The sequence below is a fragment of the Gemmatimonadota bacterium genome, assembly GCA_040388535.1.
Lineage (GTDB): Bacteria > Gemmatimonadota > Gemmatimonadetes > Gemmatimonadales > GWC2-71-9 > Palsa-1233.
In genome coordinates, this window is the sequence record JAZKBR010000002.1 from 553,764 (window position 1) to 574,259 (window position 20,496).

Annotated in this window: 19 protein-coding genes; 9 read left to right on the plus strand and 10 right to left on the minus strand. The window is 65.0% G+C overall.

From position 1 onward, the window contains the following. Window positions 1-56 precede the first annotated feature (56 nt). Together sufB and V4558_06020 are read right to left on the minus strand one after the other, a co-directional pair. A complete protein-coding gene (sufB, locus tag V4558_06015) occupies window positions 57-1,490 on the minus strand; it encodes a Fe-S cluster assembly protein SufB (protein ID MES2305041.1) in 1,434 nt (477 codons plus the stop codon). Continuing rightward, the gene (locus V4558_06020; protein MES2305042.1) at window positions 1,487-2,182 is read right to left on the minus strand and encodes a helix-turn-helix domain-containing protein; all 696 of its coding nucleotides are present in this window, start codon (window positions 2,180-2,182) and stop codon (window positions 1,487-1,489) included. Before V4558_06020 ends, sufB begins: the two co-directional genes overlap by 4 nt. Before the next feature lie 176 nt (window positions 2,183-2,358). Between V4558_06020 and V4558_06025 the strand changes: the two genes are divergently transcribed. Beyond that, window positions 2,359-2,769 (plus strand): hypothetical protein, encoded by a 411-nt coding sequence (locus tag V4558_06025; GenBank protein ID MES2305043.1) that lies wholly within the window; start codon window positions 2,359-2,361, stop codon window positions 2,767-2,769. Here the strand turns inward: V4558_06025 and V4558_06030 are convergent. Further along, window positions 2,766-4,904, minus strand: coding sequence for a patatin-like phospholipase family protein (locus V4558_06030; protein MES2305044.1), 2,139 nt, complete (start codon window positions 4,902-4,904; stop codon window positions 2,766-2,768). The two genes, V4558_06025 and V4558_06030, sit on opposite strands and share 4 nt — an antisense overlap. 151 nt (window positions 4,905-5,055) lie before the next feature. Between V4558_06030 and V4558_06035 the strand changes: the two genes are divergently transcribed. Then, window positions 5,056-5,319 carry a ferredoxin family protein gene (locus tag V4558_06035; protein MES2305045.1) on the plus strand — a complete coding sequence of 88 codons (264 nt, stop codon included), beginning with the start codon at window positions 5,056-5,058 and terminating at the stop codon, window positions 5,317-5,319. Between the two features lie 188 nt (window positions 5,320-5,507). Here the strand turns inward: V4558_06035 and V4558_06040 are convergent, their stop codons facing one another. Further along, the gene (locus tag V4558_06040) at window positions 5,508-5,921 is read right to left on the minus strand and encodes a thioesterase family protein (GenBank protein ID MES2305046.1); all 414 of its coding nucleotides are present in this window, start codon (window positions 5,919-5,921) and stop codon (window positions 5,508-5,510) included. A 176-nt stretch (window positions 5,922-6,097) separates the two neighbouring features. Here V4558_06040 and V4558_06045 point away from each other — a divergent pair, with 176 nt between their 5' ends. Genes V4558_06045 through V4558_06055 form a run of 3 tightly spaced genes read left to right on the plus strand, consistent with a single transcriptional unit; the run spans window position 6,098 to window position 7,775 of the window. After that, window positions 6,098-6,274: a hypothetical protein gene (locus tag V4558_06045; GenBank protein ID MES2305047.1), complete on the plus strand. Its 177-nt coding sequence runs from the start codon at window positions 6,098-6,100 to the stop codon at window positions 6,272-6,274. Beyond that, complete coding sequence (locus V4558_06050) at window positions 6,275-7,447, plus strand: ribonuclease D (protein ID MES2305048.1); 1,173 nt, start codon at window positions 6,275-6,277, stop codon at window positions 7,445-7,447. 31 nt (window positions 7,448-7,478) lie between these two features. Beyond that, window positions 7,479-7,775: a metal-sulfur cluster assembly factor gene (locus V4558_06055; GenBank protein ID MES2305049.1), complete on the plus strand. Its 297-nt coding sequence runs from the start codon at window positions 7,479-7,481 to the stop codon at window positions 7,773-7,775. Window positions 7,776-7,818: 43 nt separating this feature from the next. Here the strand turns inward: V4558_06055 and V4558_06060 are convergent, their stop codons facing one another. Further along, a complete protein-coding gene (locus V4558_06060; protein MES2305050.1) occupies window positions 7,819-8,985 on the minus strand; it encodes a serine hydrolase domain-containing protein in 1,167 nt (388 codons plus the stop codon). After that, window positions 8,982-9,779 carry a matrixin family metalloprotease gene (locus V4558_06065; GenBank protein MES2305051.1) on the minus strand — a complete coding sequence of 266 codons (798 nt, stop codon included), beginning with the start codon at window positions 9,777-9,779 and terminating at the stop codon, window positions 8,982-8,984. The genes V4558_06060 and V4558_06065 overlap by 4 nt, the downstream gene beginning before the upstream one ends. An 80-nt stretch (window positions 9,780-9,859) precedes the next feature. Here V4558_06065 and V4558_06070 point away from each other — a divergent pair, with 80 nt between their 5' ends. Next, a complete protein-coding gene (locus V4558_06070) occupies window positions 9,860-12,118 on the plus strand; it encodes an MMPL family transporter (GenBank protein MES2305052.1) in 2,259 nt (752 codons plus the stop codon). A gap of 39 nt (window positions 12,119-12,157) precedes the next feature. On the opposite strand, the gene polA is transcribed toward V4558_06070, so the two are convergent. After that, the gene (gene polA / locus V4558_06075) at window positions 12,158-15,013 is read right to left on the minus strand and encodes a DNA polymerase I (protein ID MES2305053.1); all 2,856 of its coding nucleotides are present in this window, start codon (window positions 15,011-15,013) and stop codon (window positions 12,158-12,160) included. Between the two features lie 24 nt (window positions 15,014-15,037). Here polA and V4558_06080 point away from each other — a divergent pair, with 24 nt between their 5' ends. Further along, on the plus strand, window positions 15,038-15,496 hold the full coding sequence (locus V4558_06080) for a hypothetical protein (protein ID MES2305054.1): 459 nt from the start codon (window positions 15,038-15,040) through the stop codon (window positions 15,494-15,496). A 15-nt stretch (window positions 15,497-15,511) separates the two neighbouring features. Here the strand turns inward: V4558_06080 and V4558_06085 are convergent, their stop codons facing one another. Continuing rightward, window positions 15,512-16,888: a GWxTD domain-containing protein gene (locus V4558_06085; protein MES2305055.1), complete on the minus strand. Its 1,377-nt coding sequence runs from the start codon at window positions 16,886-16,888 to the stop codon at window positions 15,512-15,514. An 80-nt stretch (window positions 16,889-16,968) separates the two neighbouring features. Between V4558_06085 and V4558_06090 the strand changes: the two genes are divergently transcribed. Both V4558_06090 and pyrE read left to right on the plus strand, forming a co-directional pair. Next, the gene (locus V4558_06090) at window positions 16,969-17,859 is read left to right on the plus strand and encodes a serine/threonine-protein kinase (GenBank protein ID MES2305056.1); all 891 of its coding nucleotides are present in this window, start codon (window positions 16,969-16,971) and stop codon (window positions 17,857-17,859) included. Between the two features lie 4 nt (window positions 17,860-17,863). Further along, entirely contained in the window at window positions 17,864-18,415 is a 552-nt protein-coding gene (pyrE, locus tag V4558_06095; protein MES2305057.1) for an orotate phosphoribosyltransferase, read from the plus strand. 25 nt (window positions 18,416-18,440) lie between these two features. On the opposite strand, the gene V4558_06100 is transcribed toward pyrE, so the two are convergent. Then, window positions 18,441-19,220: a LytTR family DNA-binding domain-containing protein gene (locus tag V4558_06100; GenBank protein ID MES2305058.1), complete on the minus strand. Its 780-nt coding sequence runs from the start codon at window positions 19,218-19,220 to the stop codon at window positions 18,441-18,443. After that, entirely contained in the window at window positions 19,217-20,356 is a 1,140-nt protein-coding gene (locus tag V4558_06105) for a histidine kinase (GenBank protein ID MES2305059.1), read from the minus strand. The genes V4558_06100 and V4558_06105 overlap by 4 nt, the downstream gene beginning before the upstream one ends. Window positions 20,357-20,496 lie beyond the last annotated feature (140 nt).

Below are 20,496 nucleotides of genomic sequence, written 5' to 3' on the forward strand. Positions count from 1 at the left end.
GTTCAGAGGATGATGGATGATGGAGGATGGATGATCATCCATGATCCATGATCGATTTATCCAACGCTTCCTTCCAGCGTCACGCCGAGCAGCTTCTGCGCCTCGATCGCGAATTCCATCGGGAGCTCGCGGAAGACTTCCTTGCAGAAACCGTTGACGATCACGCTGATGGCGTTCTCGGTGTTCATGCCGCGCTGCTTGCAGTAGAAGATCTGGTCTTCACCGATCTTGCTGGTGCTGGCCTCGTGCTCCACGTCGCTCGACGAGTTCTGCACATCGATGTACGGGAAGGTGTGGGCGCCACACTTGTTGCCGATGAGCATCGAGTCGCACTGGGTGTAGTTGCGTGCGCCGGTGGCCCTGGGGAGAATCTTCACCTGACCGCGGTAGGAGTTCTGCCCGCGTCCCGCGCTGATTCCCTTCGACACGATGGTGCTCTTCGTGTTGCGGCCGATGTGGATCATCTTGGTGCCGGTGTCAGCCTGCTGCATGCCGTTGACGACCGCCACCGAGTAGAACTCGCCGACGCTGTCATCGCCCTGCAGGATCACGCTCGGATATTTCCAGGTGATGGCGGAGCCGGTCTCGACCTGGGTCCACGAGATCTTGGCCCGCGCCGCTGCCTTGCCGCGCTTGGTGACGAAGTTGTAGATGCCGCCGACGCCGTTCTCATCGCCGGCATACCAGTTCTGCACGGTGGAGTACTTGATGGTGGCATCGTCGAGCGCCACCAGCTCGACCACCGCAGCGTGAAGCTGATTCTCGTCGCGCTTCGGCGCGGTGCACCCTTCGAGGTAGGAGACATAGGCACCCTCCTCGGCCACGATGAGCGTCCGCTCGAACTGCCCGGTATTGGCGGCGTTGATGCGGAAATAGGTGGAGAGTTCCATCGGACAACGGACGCCTTTCGGGATGTACACGAACGAGCCGTCGCTGAATACCGCGGAGTTGAGCGCGGCGAAGTAATTATCGGAGGCCGGCACGACGGAGCCAAGGTACTTCTGCACCAGTTCGGGATGCTCGCGCACTGCCTCGCCGAAGGAGCAGAAGATCACGCCGCTCTTCGCAAGCGTCGCCTTGAAGGTGGTGCCCACTGAGACCGAGTCGAAGATCGCGTCGACGGCCACGCCGGCGAGCAGCTTCTGCTCGCTGAGGGGAATGCCGAGCTTCTCGTAGGTCTCGAGCAGCTTGGGATCGACTTCATCGAGCGACGCCAGCGGCTTGTTGTTCTTCGGCGCCGAGAAGTAGGCGATCGACTGATAGTCGATCGGCGTGTAGCGCACATTGGGCCAGGTCGGCTCGGTCATCGTGAGCCAACGGCGGTACGCCTTCAGGCGCCACTCGAGCAGCCACTCCGGCTCTTCCTTCTTGGCCGAGATGAAACGCACGGTCTCTTCCGACAATCCGATCGGCATGGTATCCGATTCGATATCGGTCACGAAACCGTACTTGTACTCCCGATTGACCAGAGCCTCGACGGACGAACTCATCCTTCCTCCTCAACGGCAGCGCCGCCGGTGGCGACGCGATAACTGCAAGTCCCACAGCCGCCCGCGATCCGCGAGCGACGTTCAACCGGAACGCCAAAGACCTGTGCCAGGAAGCGTTCCTCGGCCGCACAGACTTCGGGAAAACGCTCGGCGATGAGACGATGCGGACAGTTGTGCTCGGTCAATAGTCCGCCCTCGGCCGCTTCGGCCCAGGTCGCCATGTAGCCCTCGGCGTCGAGCGCGCGGGCGATGACTTCACCGCGCATCGCGGGTGGGACATCGCGTGTCTCGACTTCGAGCCGCACCGCGAGGGCGCGATACTGATTCTCGAGGAAGCGGACGGCCGCGTCGCGGCCTTCGCTCTTGACGACGTGATCGAGCAGGTCGGCCACGGCCCGTTCGTAGCGATCCGGGAAGAGCGCGTGACCCTGAGGGGTGAGCCGGAAGGCGTGCGCGGGAGCACCCACAGCGCGCTGTTCGCGGTCGAACACCACGACTCCTTCCACCTCGAGTTCCTTGAGGTGGTGACGCACCGCATTGAGGGAGCAGCCGAGCGCCTGACCCAGTTCACCGGCGGTGGCCTGCCCGGTGCGCTTCAGGTGCAGCAGGATTGAGCCCCGGGGGCCGCGGTGGCCGACGGGTGCTGAGCCCTGCGAGGCCTCGGGAGCTCGATAGTTGGCGATGGACGTCATCAGGGGGGCAATCCTAGGTTCGACAGTCGGAATTGTCAATTCACACCAAGTGATTGGTATGAACTAAAGACGCCAAGCCGTTGTGCCAACCTGCAACGTGTCGCCGTGCCCCTTATCTCCTCGCATTCCGGGAGGTAGCGTCTCGGTACCTCCCCACCCTCACGCGGACCCGTCCAATGCGCTTCTCCACCCTCGCCGTGGTTCTGGCCTGCTGCCTGGCGACCACCCCGCTCGTCGCCCAGACTGCCGCTCCGGCGGCCGCGACTCCGGCGCCGTTGAAGCTGGCAGCCGGGACCTATCTCGTCGCTGGCCGTGATTCGACCCGCCCGATTCCGCCGGATATCACTTTCGTGTTCCACGAGGATGGCTCATTCGAAATCAATGTCCCGGCGGGGGAGCCAATTCTCGGAATGATCCAGCAGAAGGATGGTCTACTACTCTGGGTTGAGGCGCGATGCGCCGAGACGGGGAGCTATTTCGTGCGCGCTGAAGGGAAGGGATTCTTTCTCGAAGCGAGGGAGGACGAGTGCGCGGGTCGGAAGGAGCAGTTGGGGCTCGTGCGATTCATGCCGGCACCGAAACGCTAGAACCAGCGACCGACCCGGAGGTAAAGCGCTTCACGGCCCGCGTCGTTCCAGCCGTATTCGACGCGGACCGGCCCGAGCGGCGTGTCGCTCCCGACACCAACCCGCCCGCCCCAGATCCACCCTCCACGCCCGAAGAGATCGCCGACCACGATGGGCTGGAGGAGCTGGCTGCCGACCAGCGTGTTCGGCAGCTTGCCGAATGCAGTGCGACCGTAGGCGCCAATGACCCGCACTCGAAGCGGTCCGATCAGCCGATGAGAGAGTGCGACCGATGTGAACGCTTCGCGATCACCCCGTCGCTCGCCCAGATGAAGCCCCGGAAATCCTTCGTCGCCGCCGAGCGGAAAGGCGATCCCCGGCGGAAGTTTTTCGCCAACACCCAGGCGAATGCGTTGTTCGAGTCGGATGCCGGCGAATACTGCCCCGATGTTCATCTCAAGCGCCGCGAGTGAGTACTGCGTGGTCCAGGCCACTGTGACGCGTGCGACGCGATCGCGTGACGCGCCAAATTTTTCAGCCGTGACGCGCGGGCCATAACTTGAGGCGGTCGTTGCGACATCGGTGAGCAGGTTGGTCGCGTCCCAGGTACGCCACTCGCCACCGAGGAAGAGGTGGATGCTCTTGCCGATGTTGCGCTCGAGACCTCCGGTCGCCACGACGTCGCGATAGTCGGCTGCAGCAAGCTCAAGTCCCGTGGCACTGAACCGGCGCAACTCCTCGCTGCTCGCGTGCAGGATTCCGACCGGCGAATACGAAGGGAGACCGAGCATGGTCGGGCGCCGCACAGTGAGTTCGCCGTCGCGGCGAAAGCGACCGAGAGTCACCACAGCCGAGCCCTCGGCGTGCACGAGCGGGATGCGTCGATCGAGCAGACCACCCCAGACTCGACCGCCGAGTTCGGTGTCGTAGGCCAGGCCAAGACCCCCAACACGGCGCGGCTGGCGCACGAGCACAGGACGGAAAGTCACCGAGTCGCCTGAACCGCTGGGCGAGAGCCAGATCTCGCGGAAGACATCCCGATCGGCGAGATCCTGCATCCGCTTGCGCAGATTGACGAGATCCACAGGACGGCCGGGTGCCAGATCGAGCGCGCGCTCCACGAGCCGGGTGCCTTCATCGTCGGCGGTCGCTACGGCGACTGCGGTCATGCGATGCGGCAACGCAACCGCACGCGTCGGCACGGTGACGGGCGCAAGCGGGCGACAGCTCCAATTGGCGATACCGCTGCGGGCTGCGCGCTCACCTAGTCCGATGAGTGAGTCGATGGTCGCCGGCGCGAAGTCGAGTGACCCGAAACCCTCGACCGGCGTGCGCAGCATGAGATCGCCTTGCACGAGCGAGTCGGCAGGCTGACGGAAGAGCCAGTTGAGCAGTCGATCGGCAACGACGAGCGGTGAGGCGAGGTTGAGGGAGTCGATGGGGTGCTCGGTCACATCACTGACCACGACACGGTGTGCGCCACTCGCCCGCGCGGCCGCGACAGGAATGTTGGCCGAGAGTCCGCCATCGACGAGCATCCGCTGACCCACGCGCACGGGGGCGAAGACGAGCGGGATCGCGATGGAGGCGCGCACCGCCTGCGCGAGATCGCCACCCTTGAGCACGACGGCACTGCGATCCCGCAGATCGGTCGCCACGATGCGCAGCGGGATCGGCAGTCTATCGAAGTCGTCGCGGGCGAGCAGGTTGCCCCGCAGCATCGTGACGTTGAGCAGGTCGTTGACATCACCCTGTCGCAGCGCCGCACTCCGCAGGGCGAAGCCACCCTCACCGCTTTCCCAGACCACGAGGGGAAGCAGCGGGCCCCAGGCCCGCGGTCCGAGCGCGGCGGTCGTCTTGAACAGGTTGGTGAAGGTGCTGGCGCGCGCGAGTGAATCGATGGTGCTGCCGCTGAGGCCCGACGAGTAGAGGGCACCGATCACGGCGCCCATCGAGGTGCCAATCACCAGGTCTGGGCGGATGCCGGCGGCATCGAGCGCCTTGAGCACGCCGATGTGCGCGAAGCCCTTGGCTCCGCCACCGCTCAGCACCAGGGCCGTCGGAGCCGATATACAGGCGCTGCCCGTCGCAGACTGCTGGGCAGCCAACGGTGCAGTCAGGAGAGCAACGAGGAAGGGAGCAGCGCGCCGCAGCATTGCGCGAAACGTAGTCGCGCGCCAGCGGCGCTCAGCAGGGGTGTGGCGTTGCCCCTTGCGCACTACGGCCCTGACTTCCTACTCTCTGCTCTGCGCCAGCGCGAACCCCCAATCGTGCGAACCCACCCGGCACCGCCCGGAGGAGCGATACATGCCGTACATCATTACCGAGGCCTGCATCAGCGTGAAGGACCGGGCCTGTGTCGACGTCTGCCCCGTGGACTGCATCTACGAAGGCGAAGACCAGCTCTACATCCATCCGGACGAGTGCATCGATTGCGGTGCCTGCGAGCCGGAGTGCCCGGTGAGCGCGATCTACCCGGAAGAGGATGTGCCGGCGAACCTTCAGGCCTTCATCGCCAAGAACAAGGAGATCTTCGATTCCGACACCCCGCCGGGGCGGCCGAAGAAGTAGCCTGAAAAGTGAGCGCCCCCGGTTCCGCGTTTCCGCGGTCCCGGGAGCGACTCAGAGGTAGGCAGTCTTCTTGATGGCGGTGGTAGAGGGAGAGGTTCCACCGGGCCCGCCATCTCTCAAGACGAACCAGCCAGGTCCGAGTTTCACACCGGAAAGCCTGGCAGCCGCCTTTACCCCACCCTGACGTTTCACATCGGCAACATCAATTCATCGGGCCCGAAGGCTGCCGCCACTTCCTCCGGAATGGGCACGGCCCGCTGCGTCCTGTCGACGCAGACGAAGAGCGATTCCAGAGTGGCAACCACCACTGAGTCGCGAGTCCGGGTCGCAGTCTGCCGCAGGGTAAACGAAGTGCGCCCCCGCTGGGTCATCTCCAGTCCGAACCGCAACACATCGCCAGGCCAGGTGCCGGTGTGGTACTCCACGGCTGCCTTCCGCACCGCAGGCCAGACACCAGCCTTGGTAAAGAGGTCCATTCCGGCTCCGCGCCGGAGCAGCTCCCAGCGGGCCCGCTCGAACAGGGCGAAGTAGGAGGCCTGGTTGAGGTGCCCGAAGGTGTCGCATTGATCGGGGTAGACGGTCAGCTCGATTGGATGTGGCATGCGGAAAGCTAAGGGATGACAGATGATGGATGGTGGATGATGGATAACAGCCTCGATTGGGGGTGCCCTTCCGCCGGGCCAGTATCCACCATCCATCGTCCACCATCCATCATCCATCATCCGCGTCGAGGTGCTGCCCCCGCTAGGTTTCCGTCATCTACCACGCGGAGGCTTTAGTGGCGCCGACAACCGATTACATCCGACACGCCGCCAAGCTGTCGCGACAGATCTATCTCGACGCCGGCATAGGTGGGGCCGCGAAGGCGCCTGATCCGGAGTTCTACAAGACGCTCGCCAAGGCACTTGAGGACATTGCTCTCGGTCTTGAGCAAGTCGCCAAGCGGCGGGACTGAGTGAGCGTCCGACTCGTCGACCAGCCGGAGAGCTTTCAGGCCCTGATGGCCGAGGTGGCAGGGGCAGAACTCATCGCGCTCGACACCGAGGCCGCGTCGTTCCACCGCTACCACGACCGGATCTATCTGGTTCAGCTTTCGACCCGCGCCACCACGGCCGTGATCGACCCTCTCGGCGTCGGGGATCTCTCACCCATTGGTGCGATCCTCAGCGATCCGTCGATCGAGAAGATCTTTCACGACGCCGACTACGACCTCCGCCTCTTCGACAAGCAGTACGGCTTCCACGCCAGCAACCTCTTCGACTCGCGGATCGCGGCCCAGTTTCTGGGGGAGCCCGGCATCGGCCTGGGGGCCTTGCTCGAGAAATACTTCTCGGTGCAGGCCGACAAGCGCTTCCAGCGCGCCGATTGGTCGGCGCGCCCGTTGACCCCGGCGATGCTTGATTACGCCGCTGGGGATACGGTAAACCTCTGTGAGTTGCGTGACATACTACTCAGCCAACTCAAAGAGAAGGGACGCTGGAGCTGGGTTCAGGAAGAGTTTGTCCTGCTCGAACGGACGCGCTGGACCGGTGCGCCGCATGATGATCCGACCTCGAGCTATTTGCGTCTCAAGGGCGCCAAGGCACTGGACCGCCGATCATTGGCGCTGTTGCGTGAGGTCTATGTCTGGCGGGAGACCACCTCAGCCAAGCAGGATCGAGCCGCCTTCCGGGTCCTCGGCAACGAGGTGCTCTTCCAGTTGGCCGAACATCCGGTCCGGACACTTGAGGCGCTGGGCCGGGTGAAGGGGATCGGTCGAGACACGCTGGACCGCCGCGGTCCGGAAATTCTGGCCGCGATAGAGCGGGGCCTCGCGATCCCCGACGCCGACCTGCCGAGGCTGGAACGCGGCCCCCGGCGAGTTCCCGACCCGGCGTTCGAGGCTCGGCTGGAGGCCCTCAAGCGTGCCCGGAACAGCTTGGCTGATCGTTACCAGCTGCAGCCAGGGGTGCTCTGCCCCAACGGGACCCTTGAGGGGATCGCCGGCACTCAGCCGCAGAACCTGGAAGAGCTCCGTGGTGTTGCAGAAGTGCGGGCCTGGCAGGCCCACGAGTTTGGCGAGACCCTGCTGGCGGCGATGCGGTCGGCTGCTTCGTCCGCCGGAAACACAACGGCAGGCTCGCCCTGATGCACGAACGGAATTACGAGGTGGCAGCGTGGTGACTGGAGAACTGGCGCGGAAGGCCCTGCGCGCCGTGAAGGATCCTGAGCTCGGGCTCAACATCATCGACATCGGTCTGGTGTACGACGTGACCGTGAGCGACGCAGGCGCGGCACACGTCACGATGACGCTCACTTCGCCAGGCTGTCCTGCCGGCGCAGAGATCATGGACGATGTGCGCAAGACGATCACTGATCTCGAAGGGATCACTGCGGTCGAAGTGGAGTTGGTGTGGGAGCCGTACTGGACGCCGGAGAGGATGGATCCGAGAGTGAGGGCTTTCCTCGGGCATTGAGACTCGTAGCGCGGTGCATGCGAGTGCGCCGCTAGCGCCGCACCTACTTGCACCCCCCCAAGGCGCGCCTCGCGGCGTCGGAGACGCGGGCGCGGATCAGGCGAATCTGCTCGAACGACGCCGCCGGATTGCGCGGCGCGTAGCTCCGATTGGTGAGCAGGATCACGAAGAGATCGGCCGCCGGATCAATCCAGAGCGCCGTGCCGGTCCAGCCGGTATGCCCGACCGTCCCACTGGTCGCGCAACGACCATAGAGTGACGGACCGCCATCATTCGCTTCGCGCGGCGTATCCCAGCCCAGCGCTCGAGACCCGCCGTTGGGAGAGCGGGTGAGAAATTCCTCGCGGACAATCGGATGCAACCACGCGAGTCGCGTCTGAGTGGAATCGGTGAGCCATCCCTGAGCGAAGCGCGCGAGGTCGAGGCCGGTCGAGAAGATTCCCGCATGACCCGCAATGCCATCGAAGGCCCTCGCGTTTTCGTCGTTGACGATCCCACGCTTGCTCTGCTCCTCGCTCTTTCGTGTCGGCACCGCACGGGTGCGGTCGGCCGCCTCCGGCTGATACATCGTCATCCCCATCCCCAGGGGCGCGAACACCGCATCGCGCGCGAAGGCGTCAAGTGATGTCCCCGACACCTTCGACACCACCAGTCCGACGAGCAACGCATTGAGATCGCTGTACTCGGCGTGCAGCCCTGGCGCGCGCACCAGCGGGATGGAGTAGAGCGCCGCGCGTGCTTCGTCGGGTGTGCGCGACATTCGCCAGATCGGCGCCCACGCGGGGAGTCCACTGGTGTGATTCAGAAGCATTCGCACCGTGACACTGTCCTTGGCACCACCCGAGAACTCGGGGAGATAGCGGCTCACCGGCGCATCCAGTTGCAGGCGGCCCTGATCGACGAGCACAGCGGCAGCGCTCGCGGTGCCAACAACCTTGCTCAGTGACGCCAGGTCCCAGAGGGTAGTGGCGGGATCGGGCTTCCTGTCGATCGTTCGCCAGGTGATGCGGCCGTAGCCCTTGGCGTAGAGGATGCTGTCACCGCGACCGACGACGACGACCGCACCGGGGTACGTCCCCTGCCGAATGCCGTCGAGAATGGCGAGATCGATCTCAGCGAATTTCCGCCCACGCGTCGCGCGCTGGGCGGAGAGTGGTGCAACACCAATGCAGAGTGCGAGCGCCAGCAGGAAGGTCGAACGTGCGCTCACTGGACGTGAAGCGATCCCGGCGGCACGGCGTAGAGCAGCAGCAGCGTGGCCTGGTCGCGGCGCGACGGACCGTTGACCGGCGACGTCGAAAACATCAGGTCATCGTCACTGCCGGAATGCGGCAGGCCGAGTGCGTGGCCGAACTCGTGCGCTGCAACGCGACGACGCAGCGCCGACGGGAGCACCGCTGTCCCCGGACGCTGACCAATCGAGAGGGTGATCGTCGCGTGTTCGATCGCGCCACCAGGATTCCAGCTGACCTTGGTGCTGCCGAGTTCGGTGCTGTCCTGAAGTGAAGGAAGCCACTCGACGCGAATGTCGGCCGATGTCGAGTCGCGAGTCTCGTTGAGCACGAGCCCCGCTTCGTTCCCTGTCCAGGTGCGCATGCCGGCGCGAGCATCGTCGAGCGCGCCATCCGAGAAACCTGCGACCGTGGTATCGACAGCGAAGTACACCGTGAAACTGCGTTCGGTGCGATCAGCCCAGCGTGTGAGCACCGAATCGGTTTCGGCGAGCAGCGAGTCGAGGTAGACACGATTCCCTTCGCGCTCGAGCCGGCGACGGATTGTCAGGCGGGCCATCATGTCGATCGTCGGTGCACCTGCGGGCTCCGCGTCGACGCCGGGGAGGAGGCCGGCCGGCTGGTGGCTCGCGGCGGTGGTGCTGGTGCTGGAATCGGTGGTGCTCTGCACCGACGACATCACCGCCACACCGGCTTGGCGCGAACGGAGCTTGCTCACCCCGATCAGGGCGACGAGAACCACGAGGATGCCGATCAGGATGCGCTGGGCCATGACAAGGAATATCGGCTGAACCACCTCCGATTGGCGAGGGTGCGCTAGCGTCGGCGGGAGGGGGGTCCTACCATTGTGCCGTGTTTGAATCCCTGGGAAGGGCCATCGTCCGATGGCGATGGGTAGTTCTCGCCGTCTGGGCGACGATAGGTATCCTTGCGGCCTATCGGGCCGGGGACACGGTCGGACGGCTGGAATTGCGCGGTGGTGCGAACCAGACCACCGAGGCCCGGATCGCGGATTCGCTCCTCTCCACCCGCTTTTCCAGGCCGGTCTCCGAGTTTTTCGCGGTCACCGTCCAGGGCCCCACCCGGATGACCGAAGGGATGCCCGGCCAGCTGCTCGACTCCCTCATCGACGCGGCCCGGACCGAGCCCGGGGTCGCCGGGGTCCTGTCCGTCCGGACCACCAAGGACGACTCAACCTTCGTGGCCCGGGACGGCAAGACCACCTTCTTCCTGGTCTCCCTGGGTGTCCGGGGCGATGCCGTGGCCAGGGAAGTTCAGCCGCTCCGCGACAAGTTCGACGCGGTGCTGAACCGCTTCCCCAACCGCGACGCCTATTCGGTCCTGGTGACCGGACGGGCGCCGCTCGACATCGATATCCGCACGGTGAGCGCCGAGGATGCCAAGCGCAACGAGCGGAAGCTGATTCCGATCACGCTGGTCGTCCTCGTGCTCGCGTTCGGGGCCCTGGTAGCAGCCTTCCTCCCCATCGTGGTCGGGGTGATGGCCATCGCCATCGCCCTGACGATCGTCGGTGTGATCGCCCAGTTCGTCCCGATGTCGGTCTTCGTCCTCAACATGATTTCGATGATCGGCCTCGGTGTCGGGATCGACTATTCCCTGCTGGTGGTCACCCGATTCCGCGAGGAACTCAACGCGGGATTGCGGCAGCGCGACGCCGCGGTCCGCACCGTGGCGACGGCGGGTCATGCGGTGGTCACCTCCGGACTCACGGTGGTGGTGGGCTTCGCGGCACTGCTGCTCACGCCTCTGACCGAGACGAAGAGCGTGGGTGTTGCCGGGCTGGTGGTGGTTGCGGTGGCCGTCCTGCTCTCGACCACGCTCCTCCCGGCGTTGCTCGCCATCCTGGGCCGGTCGATCGACCGGCCGCGCTGGCTCGCCCGACGTCTCGCCTGGTATCACCGCCCCGGGATCTGGGAGAAGTGGGCGCGCTCGCTGTCACGGCACCCGTACCGCGCGCTCGCGATCGGCGCCAGCGTCATCGGCGTGCTCACCTTCCCGGTCCTTTTCCTCAAGGTCGGACTGCCGAGCCGCAACTGGTGGCCGGTCGAAACCGAGGCCGGGGCGGGAGTCGCGACGCTCGAGCGGATGGGAATGTCGGGATACATCCAGCCGGTGCGGCTGCTGGTGGAATTCCCCCAGGGCACCGACGCCACGAGCGCCACGGGGCTCCGTGCCCTGCGCAAGCTTTCCGACACGTTGCGGTCAGATCCACGCGTTCGTGACGTGAAGTCGCTGGTCGATCTCAAGCGCGGCACCAGCGTGCTCGAGTATTCCCTGCTCTACAGCGAGCCTGACACCGTGCGGGTGCGCTATCCCGACTTCCTGGATGCCTATCTCGCGCGCGACAACCGCACCACGCTCATCGACGTGATCCTCTCCGACACCACCTCGCTGACCACGGCGATGGACGTGGTGCGTGATGTCCGGCAGATGGCGCGTTCCGGGTCGATCAAGCAACTGAAGGGCGCCGAGATCCGAGTGGGCGGCTATGTCGCTGGCGCCTACGATTTCCAGGAACTGCTGCTCGCGCGCTTCCCGCTGATCGTGCTGCTGATCCTTGGCGTGACCGCGCTGATGCTGGCGGTGGTCTTCAAATCGGTGCTGGTACCGATCAAGGCTGTGGTGATGAATTCGCTCTCGGTGGCGGCAACGTTCGGGTTGATCACCCTGGTGTTCCAGCACGGCATCGGCGGGCAGCTCTTCGGTCTCGATGGGCCGACGTCGGCGATCTACGTCCTGGTGCCGGTGGTCGTCTTCGCCGTGGTCTTCGGCCTGTCAATGGACTACGAGGTCTTCCTGCTGTCGCGCATCAAGGAGGCCTTCGACCGCACCGGTCAGAACACGCTGGCCACCCGCGAGGGACTCTCGGCGACCGCGTCGGTGATTACCTCCGCCGCGATCATCATGATCGCGGTGTTCGGCGCGTTCGCGTTCGCGCGGATCCTGCTGATGCAGTTCGTAGGCTTCGGGCTTGCGGTGGCAGTCTTCCTCGATGCCACGGTGATCCGGATGGTGCTGGTGCCGAGCCTGATGCAGATCGCCGGCGACTGGAACTGGTGGCCGGGGTACAAGAAGCCACCCAAGGAGTGATCCTTGTGGGTGCGGCGCTAGCGCCGCACCTACATTGATCTAGCTCTTTGCGTCGACCCAGTTCTCCCCGATCCCGATCCCGACCAGCAACGGCACGCTCAACTGGGCGGCGCCTTCCATGTGCTCCTTGACGAGGCGTGCGGTCGCATCGGCCTCCTCGCTCGGCGCCTCCACCACCAGTTCGTCGTGCACCTGCAGCAGGAGCTGGCTCTTGAGCCCGGCGGCGGGAAGCGCGTGATGAATGTTCACCATCGCCATCTTGATCAGGTCGGCGGCCGAGCCTTGCAGCGGCGTGTTCTGCGAGAGCCGCTCGCCGAACGAGCGCACATTGAAATTGCGGTCGTTGATCTCCGGGATGTAGCGCCGGCGTCCGAACAGGGTCTCGACATAGCCCTGCTCGCGAGCGATCTCGACTTGCTTGTCGAGATAGGCGCGCACGCCGGAGAAGCGGGTGAAATACTCGGCGATGAATCGCTTGGCTTCGTCCTGCGGGATCCCGAGCTGCTTCGAGAGCGCGAAGGGTCCCTGCCCGTAGATGGTTCCGAAGTTGATCGTCTTGGCCCGCGATCGCATCTCGCCCGTGACCTCGGCGAGGGGGACGTTGAAGATGATCGCCGCCGTCTGCCGATGGATGTCGGCGCCGGCGCGGAATGCCTCGATGAACGCCGGATCACCGGAGAGATGGGCCATCAGCCGCAACTCGATCTGCGAATAGTCGGCCACCACGAAGCGACATCCCCGGGCGGGAATGAAGGCCCGCCGAATCGCTTCGCCGCGCGGCGTGCGGATCGGGATGTTCTGCAGGTTGGGGTCGGTTGACGCAAGCCGACCGGTGGACGCGCCCACCTGATTGTACGACGTGTGGATCCGGCCGGTTTCCCGGTTGACCTTGGTCGGCAGTACATCGACATACGTGCTCTTGAGCTTCTGCAGTTCGCGATAGCCGAGAATCAGCTTCGGCAATTCGTGTCCCATCTCGGCGAGCTGCTCAAGAACCTCGGCATCAGTCGAGGCGCCGGTCTTGGTCTTCTTGAGTACCGGCAGCCCCTGCTCTTCGTACATCACCTGCGCGAGCTGGCGCGGCGAATTGATGTTGATCGACTTGTTGCCGGCGGCACGCTGGATCTCCTGCTCGAGCACTTCGAGATCGTGGCCGAGCGCCGAGCCGAGTTCAGCGAATCGTGGCACGTCGATGGCGATGCCGGCCCATTCCATATCGACCAGCACCGGGACGAGCGGCATCTCGATGGTATCAAGCAGCGGCCGGAGCGAGGTGCGTTCGAGCTCCGGCTCGAAGAGCGCGTGCAGTGCCAGCACGGTGGCGCTGTCGGCGCCGCAGTAGGCGGCGGCACGGGAGATCGGGACTTCCGCGAAGGGAATTTGTGCCTTGCCCTTGCCCGTGAGATCGGTGTACTGGGTCATTGATACGCCGAGAAACTCGAGCGCAAGCGCATCGATGCCGTGGGATCGGCGCGATGGATCGAGCACGAACGAGGCGAGCATGGAGTCGTAGGCGATCCCGCCAACTTCAATGCCTGCGCGCCGCATCACCTGGGTGTCGTACTTGATGTTGTGACCGGCCTTGGGCACGCTCGCATCGCGCAACAGCTCGGCAATTGGTGCGCACGCCGGTGACGTGATCGCGGGAAGGTTCTGCCACTCGGTCGGGTCGCTTGCCTTGCCATCGGCATCGGTGGCAGCGTCGTTGCCGCCGAAGAGATCCTTGGCGGGTGCACGATGCCCGAACGGCAGATACCACACTTCCGTCGGGGAGATGGCGAAGGAACAGCCGATCAATTCAGCGTCGTGGGGTTCGAGCGACGACGTCTCGGTGTCGAATGCCAGCAACGGTGCCTGACGCAGCCGTGCAGCAAGGGCCGGGAGATCGGCAGGGTCGCGGACGATCGTGACGTCGAGCGCGGGACCCGCGGGGCGCGACTCCACGACTGGCACTTCGCTGCCAGCGGCAATCGCCGCTTCGACCACGTCGCCATCGAGTTTCTCGACCCGCGCCATCAGCGACGTGAACTCGAGTTCGTTGAAGACGCGCGCGAGCGCGCTCTTGTCGGGTCGTTGCGCGAGTACACTCTCGAAGTCGAGCTCGACCGGCACGTCAGTCTGGATCGTGACCAGCCGCTTGGAGAGGCGAGCCACATCATTGGAAACCAGCAGCGCTTCACGGGCGCGCTTGCCGGGGATCTCGGCGGCCTTCTCGAGCAAGGTTTCGATGTTGCCGTACTCGGTGAGCAGCTGTACCGCGCCCTTTTCGCCGATTCCCTTCACGCCGGGAACGTTGTCCGACGAATCGCCGACGAGCGCGAGATAGTCGGTCACCTGGTGCGGCGGGACACCAAGCCGCTCCGAGGCGTTGGCTTCGTTGACCCACACCTCCTCGACGCCGGCCGGGCCGCCGCGGCCAGGATTGAGTAGCGCCACGTTCGGGCCGATCAGCTGATAGAAGTCCTTGTCCCCTGAAACCATCACGGCCTGCAGCCCGTGCTGTGCCGCACGGCGAGCCAGGGTTCCGATCACATCGTCTGCTTCGTAGCCGTCGACCGCGATCAGCGGGATGCGGAAGGCCGCGAGCAGTTCACGCACGCGCTCGACGGCGGTGTCGAAGTCGGCCTGCAACTCGTCATCAAGTTTTTCGCGGGTCGACTTGTACTCCGCGTACTCGAGGGTGCGGAATGAATCACCGGCGTCGTTCACCCAGACGAGATAGTCGGGGCGATACTTCTCGCGGAGCCGCAGCAGGAAGTTGGTGACACCCCACGCCGCCGAGGTGTTTTCGCCTCGGGCCGTGCGCAGTGGGCGAGAGATCAATGCGAAGAACGCCCGGTAGATGAAGGCGTAACCATCGATCAGGAAGATCTGGGGGGGATTGTGATTCGGCATTGCTCAAGAATAACGCGCGCCGTGATGGCCGGGGTGCTGGTGGGGTTGGCGGCGGGGCCGCTTCCGGCGCAGCGGATCGAGAATCGCTTTCCCCGGCCCCTGACCACGCCGATTCACCGGTATCGGCCGACGACTCGCGCGGATTCGGTTGATCGCACGGGCAGCAAGATCATCGGGGCATTGGTGGGTGGTGGGATCGGACTCGTGGGCGGTGCCTACGTCGGCTCCGCGATCGATCGCGCCACTGACACAGGCGGCTGTGAGGACTGTGGCCTGGTGGGGGCGATCATCGGCGCGGCGATTGGCGAGGGGCTATTGCTGGGGACCGGGGTCCATCTCGCCGACCCGGTGCCGAGAAAAACGGTGCGCCGACTGCTCTTCTCCCCGCTGATCGCGGGGGGTGCTTTGCTGGCAGCGATTGCGACCAATCAGGCCGCGGTCATGTTGATTGCCCTGCCGATCCAGATCGCCGTGGTGTGGTGAGCGCGCTCCTGCGGCTCAGGGACCGGTGGACGGTGCCTGAGCCTGCAGGCGGACGCGAACCCGCTCGAAATCGGAGCGCGAGGCGGGGGTCAGCCGGAAGCGACCAAACCCAGTGACATCCTGAAAGACCAGGGCGAGTCGCAGGTCGTTGTAGGTCCACCTGACGTAGCGCCCCTGCTGCTGCAGCCCCTGATCGAGCACTTCATCGGGTTCGCCGAGGGAGACAAAGACTTCGCCGCGGTCGGTGCGCCACCCGGGGACGCCTTCGCCGGGGAAGCGCTGGTTCGCGAGCGAAACCAGGCCGAAGTAGCGATCGAGCGCTTCGTTTTCGGGCGTCTGCAGGTTCGGATCGGTGGCGCGATAGAACTCGCGCCAGAGCGAGGCGCGATCACCGGCCTTGGCGCGACGCATCGCATCGAGTCGGCGATCCTGTCCGAAATAGCGCAGCAGCGAGATGAGGTCGTCGAAGTTGGTGACCACCCAGTTCTGCGAGAACGACACGACGGCCGAGTTGCGCTGGACGGCGGCCCCACTGCCGACGACGATTTCGAGCTGACCGAGTGGAGCCGAGTCGGGGGTGATGCGGACCGCCTGACTCTCGATTTCCCGCACCCCGTCGAAGACCACGTTGGTCCTGTAGATCACGGTATCACGCTCGTCGCGCACTTCGAGGGGGACCGTGGTGCGGCTCTTGAAACCGATGCCCTCAAGGTAGACCAGCAGCGTGTCACCACCGAAGGCGACGGAGCCGCGCGAGTTGAGGACAATGGTGAGCGAGTCGTTGCGGCTGCCGCGGCCGCGGACCTGATAGGCGAGAATCGGCGCGGTGATCGAGCCGGGCGCGAAGCGAGGGGCAACGACCTTCTGGGTCGCGGTGCCGATCTGGGTGTTGCCGATGTCGCGGACCCGCACCGTGAGTTGATAATCACCGGGGGCGACGAGCGTCTCCTGCTGCAGGAGGATGCTTTCGTCGGTCCGGAGCGTCTCCTGGAAGGAGGCCACCCGGATCGCCTCATCCCGCGCGAGCAGGATGGTTGGTACGCCGGGGCGCGTGAGTTGGTACTCGACTCGGTACTTTGCGGTGTAGCCGGCGCCGTCGCGCTGGAAGGCAAACTCGCGGTTCGAGAGCGAGAGGCCGATGACAGCGAGCGTCGAGTCACCGCGACCCGGGACGAAGGCGATCGAGCCGACGTAGAAGAGCTGGTCGGTGGAGACGAAGCGGCCCATCCTGGTATAGAGGGCGGCGGGATTGAACAGCTGGGTGAGCTGCTGCTCAGGAGAAGACGCCGGATTTTCGCCCACCCGCTGCCAGGTGGTACAGGCGGCAAGGAGGGGGAGAAACGCCGCTACGACGCGGGCCGCACGAGGGCGGCAGAGAGATATGAGGCGCATATACCAGTATAAGACGAGCGAACCGGACTCGCTTGCGCTTGCAGGCGTGCTAGGACGTTCGGTACCTTAGTGGAATCCCCATGGCACAAGATCCCCTCGTCGGTCAGACGATTGCCGGCTACACCGTCCAGAAGGCGGTCGGTGAAGGCGGTACCGCCCAGGTTTATCTCGCTGAGCATCCGGAGCGCGGCAGGGTCGCGCTGAAGGTGCTTCGCCCCCGGCTTGCCACCGACCCGATCGCGGTCAAGCGCTTCCTGCGCGAGGCCGAATTCGGCGCCCGTGTGGTACACCCCAACGTGGTGCGCACCTTCGACTTCGGCGAATCCGGCGGGGTCCAGTACCTGGCCCTCGAATGGGCCGAGGGTGAGCCGCTGGAGACCTTCCTGGGACGGTCGGGGAAGCTCTCGACGGCGGTCGCCGCGAACATGATCCAGCAGCTGGGCGCGGCCCTCACCGAGGCGCATCGCGCCGGGATCATTCACCGCGACCTGAAGCCGGCGAACATCATGTACGACCCGGCAACCCAGACGGCCCGGCTGCTCGATTTCGGGATCGCGCGGGACGCCGAGTTGCCGCAGGAAGAGCGGCTCACGCGCGCCGGATTCTTCGTCGGAACCCTGCAATACGTGGCTCCCGAGGCGCTTTCGGGCGAGCTCGTGGGTGAGCAGGCCGACGTCTATTCGCTGGCCGTCATCGCTTACCAGCTTCTGACGGAAGTGACGCCGTTTCCGGGCAAGAACCCGCGCGAACTCTTCCAGCAGTTGCTGACCCAGGATCCGATCCAGCTCAACATGGCGGAGAAAGGCTTGAAGTTCTCGCCGCGACTTGAAGAGGTCGTGATGAAGGGATTGTCGCGCGATCTCAGCAAGCGCTGGAAGACGATCCGCGATTTCACGGCGGCGTTCTGTGACGCGGCCACGGCAGAGCCGGAGAAGAAGGGCTTCTTCGGTTCGCTCTTCAGCCGCAACTGACGTGGTGAGCGCCGACCACACGGCGCTCGTCGCACTGCTGGGCGAGCGTTCGGTACGCTTCGGCGATTTCACACTCGCCAGTGGTGCCAAGTCCTCCTACTACATCGACTGCCGACTCACCACGATGTCCGCGCGTGGCCAGATTCTCATCGGCCGGCTCGGGCTCGCTGCGGTGCGTGCCGCGGGGTGGCAGCCGCGCAGCGTTGGCGGCCTGACGATGGGGGCCGATCCCGTGAGCTACGCGATTGCGGCCGCGAGCGCGCATGATCCGACACCACTCGATGCCTTCTCGGTGCGCAAGGAAGCCAAGCAGCACGGCACGGCCAAGCTGATCGAGGGGAACTTCGCCGCCGGCGACTCCGTGGTGGTGATCGAAGATGTGATCACCTCCGGCGGCTCGGCGCTCACTGCTGTCGCTGCGGTCCGTGCCGCGGGCGGCAACGTGCTCGGCGTACTCGCGGTTGTTGATCGCGAGGCCGGTGGACGGGAGAAGATCGAAGCAGCAGGAATCGTCGTCGTCGCGTTGATCTCGGCTGCGGAGCTGGGTCTGGGCTGAAGGGGGCGGCACACCCCGGCGCGCACTACGTCCGTTTCAGGAGCTTGCGCACCTCCGCGCGGTACCGTCGGCTCGAGCAGAGACGGCCCCCGCCGCACATCGTCAGGTCGAACTGGCCATTGTGACGCGGGCGCACGCTCTCGACGTGCGCGACATTCACCAGCACCGATCGGCTGATTCGCGCGAACGCACCAGCTCCCAGCTGCGGGATAATGGCATTCAGGGAGCTGCGTACCTGCAGGATATTCTGGCCGACGGCGGCGCGGAGGTAGTTGCCCTCCACTTCAAACCACCGGACATCCGACGGACTGATGAACAGCAGTCGATCACCGTCCCTGAGGGGAAGGCGCTCGGCCGATCCGCCCCCGCTGCTGCCAGGTCGCACGGTGCCCGCGGCACGGCCTGAGGCTGGGGCCCTCTGAAGAAACTGCACCGCGCGACGAGCAGTCTGTGCGAGGCGTTGTCGACCGACGGGCTTGAGCAGGTAATCGATGGCGTCGACACCGAACGCGTCCAGCGCAAACTGCCGATGCGCAGTGACAAACACCACGGCGGGCCGGATGGACGGCTCAAGTCCCGCCAGCGTCCGAAAGCCGTCCTGCCCGGGCATATCGATGTCGAGAAAGACGATGTCGGGTCGGGCGGTCCTGATGGCAATCACCGCCGCCGGCCCGCTCGACGCCTCCCCTACGCACACGAACTCGGGATGTTCGCGAAGCATCGCGCGCAGTCCCACCCGGGCCAATCGTTCGTCATCCACGATCAGGGCACGATACGGTCGGCTGGTACCACTGGTTGCCGTCACAGCCGAACGCCTTCATTCGCGTAGTGCAACGGTAGCGTGAGGCGTACGCAGAGGCCGCGACCGCCCGAAGAAAATGTGAGCGGAAGCGGGACGGAGTTGGCCACGTCCGCCCGGGCCTGAACATTCCTGAGCCCACCCCGAGCATGGCCTGCAAAGCTCCAGCCCACGGGCAACCCCGGACCGTCGTCTTCCACCTCGAGATGGAGCAGCGCGCCTTCGGCGATTGCCCGAACGGTGAGCGTCTGTGGCGATGCCCGGCGGGCCACGACGTGGTGGATGACATTCTCCACCAGTGGCTGCAGAATGAGGCTTGGCACGAGCGCGTATTCGAGTGATTCCGGGAGGTGGTATCGCACGGCGAGTCGCTCCTCGAATCGAATCCGCTCGATGCCGAGGTAACGATCGAGAAACGCCAACTCGCGGGTAATCGGTACTTCGGCTTCGGTGCCGGCATCCATGGTCTCGCGCAGCATGTCTCCCAATGCGGCCAGCATGTCGTGGGCGCGCTCGGGAGTGCTCACGAGCAAGGCACCCACGGCATTCAGGGCGTTACACAGGAAATGTGGCTGCAGCTGCATTCGCAAGGCGTTCATCTGCGCCGACGCGAGCTGCACCTTGAGTTGCGCGGCGCGAGCCTCCTGTTCGCGGTAGGTGCGATGATAGTGGATGGCGTGATAGACTCCGATAATGACGACATACTTCCACCATGCGATGAGCGCGAGGACGGGATAGCGCGCCACCATTCCCGCGAGGAACCGATCAGCGGCAGTCGTCGATGCCCATCTTGCAGTGGCGGCCTGCAGGAGGTCCGCCGCCACGGGCTGCAGGAGTGCGAAGCACACCCCGCCAACCAGGTGCCCCACCAGACTTCGTGCGGTCTCCCCCTGTCCAATCGGAAACCGCCGCGCCATCGAGCCGAAGAACGGACTCGCGACAGCGAAAGTCAGCCAGTATTCGAACTCGAAACCGGCCACGATCAGCCAATCAGGCTGCTCGTGACGTGTGACGACACCGAGGTAATTCTGCGTGGTGAACACCAGTGCCACGACCAGCCACACCAGCGCCACGAGCAACGGCCGGCCGCGTGAACCCTTTCGCTTCGGGACGATGACGGGGTCGATGGCGGCGATGGACATACTGGATGAAGTCCCGGTCGCGCCGGGATAGTCAAGAGCGCAACCCTCTCCAGACCGTTCGTCCCCAACCCCGGACCGGACGCCACCATTTCCTTGCATCGGGCGCATCGTCCCGGGCATCGTCGGGAATTCGTGGCACG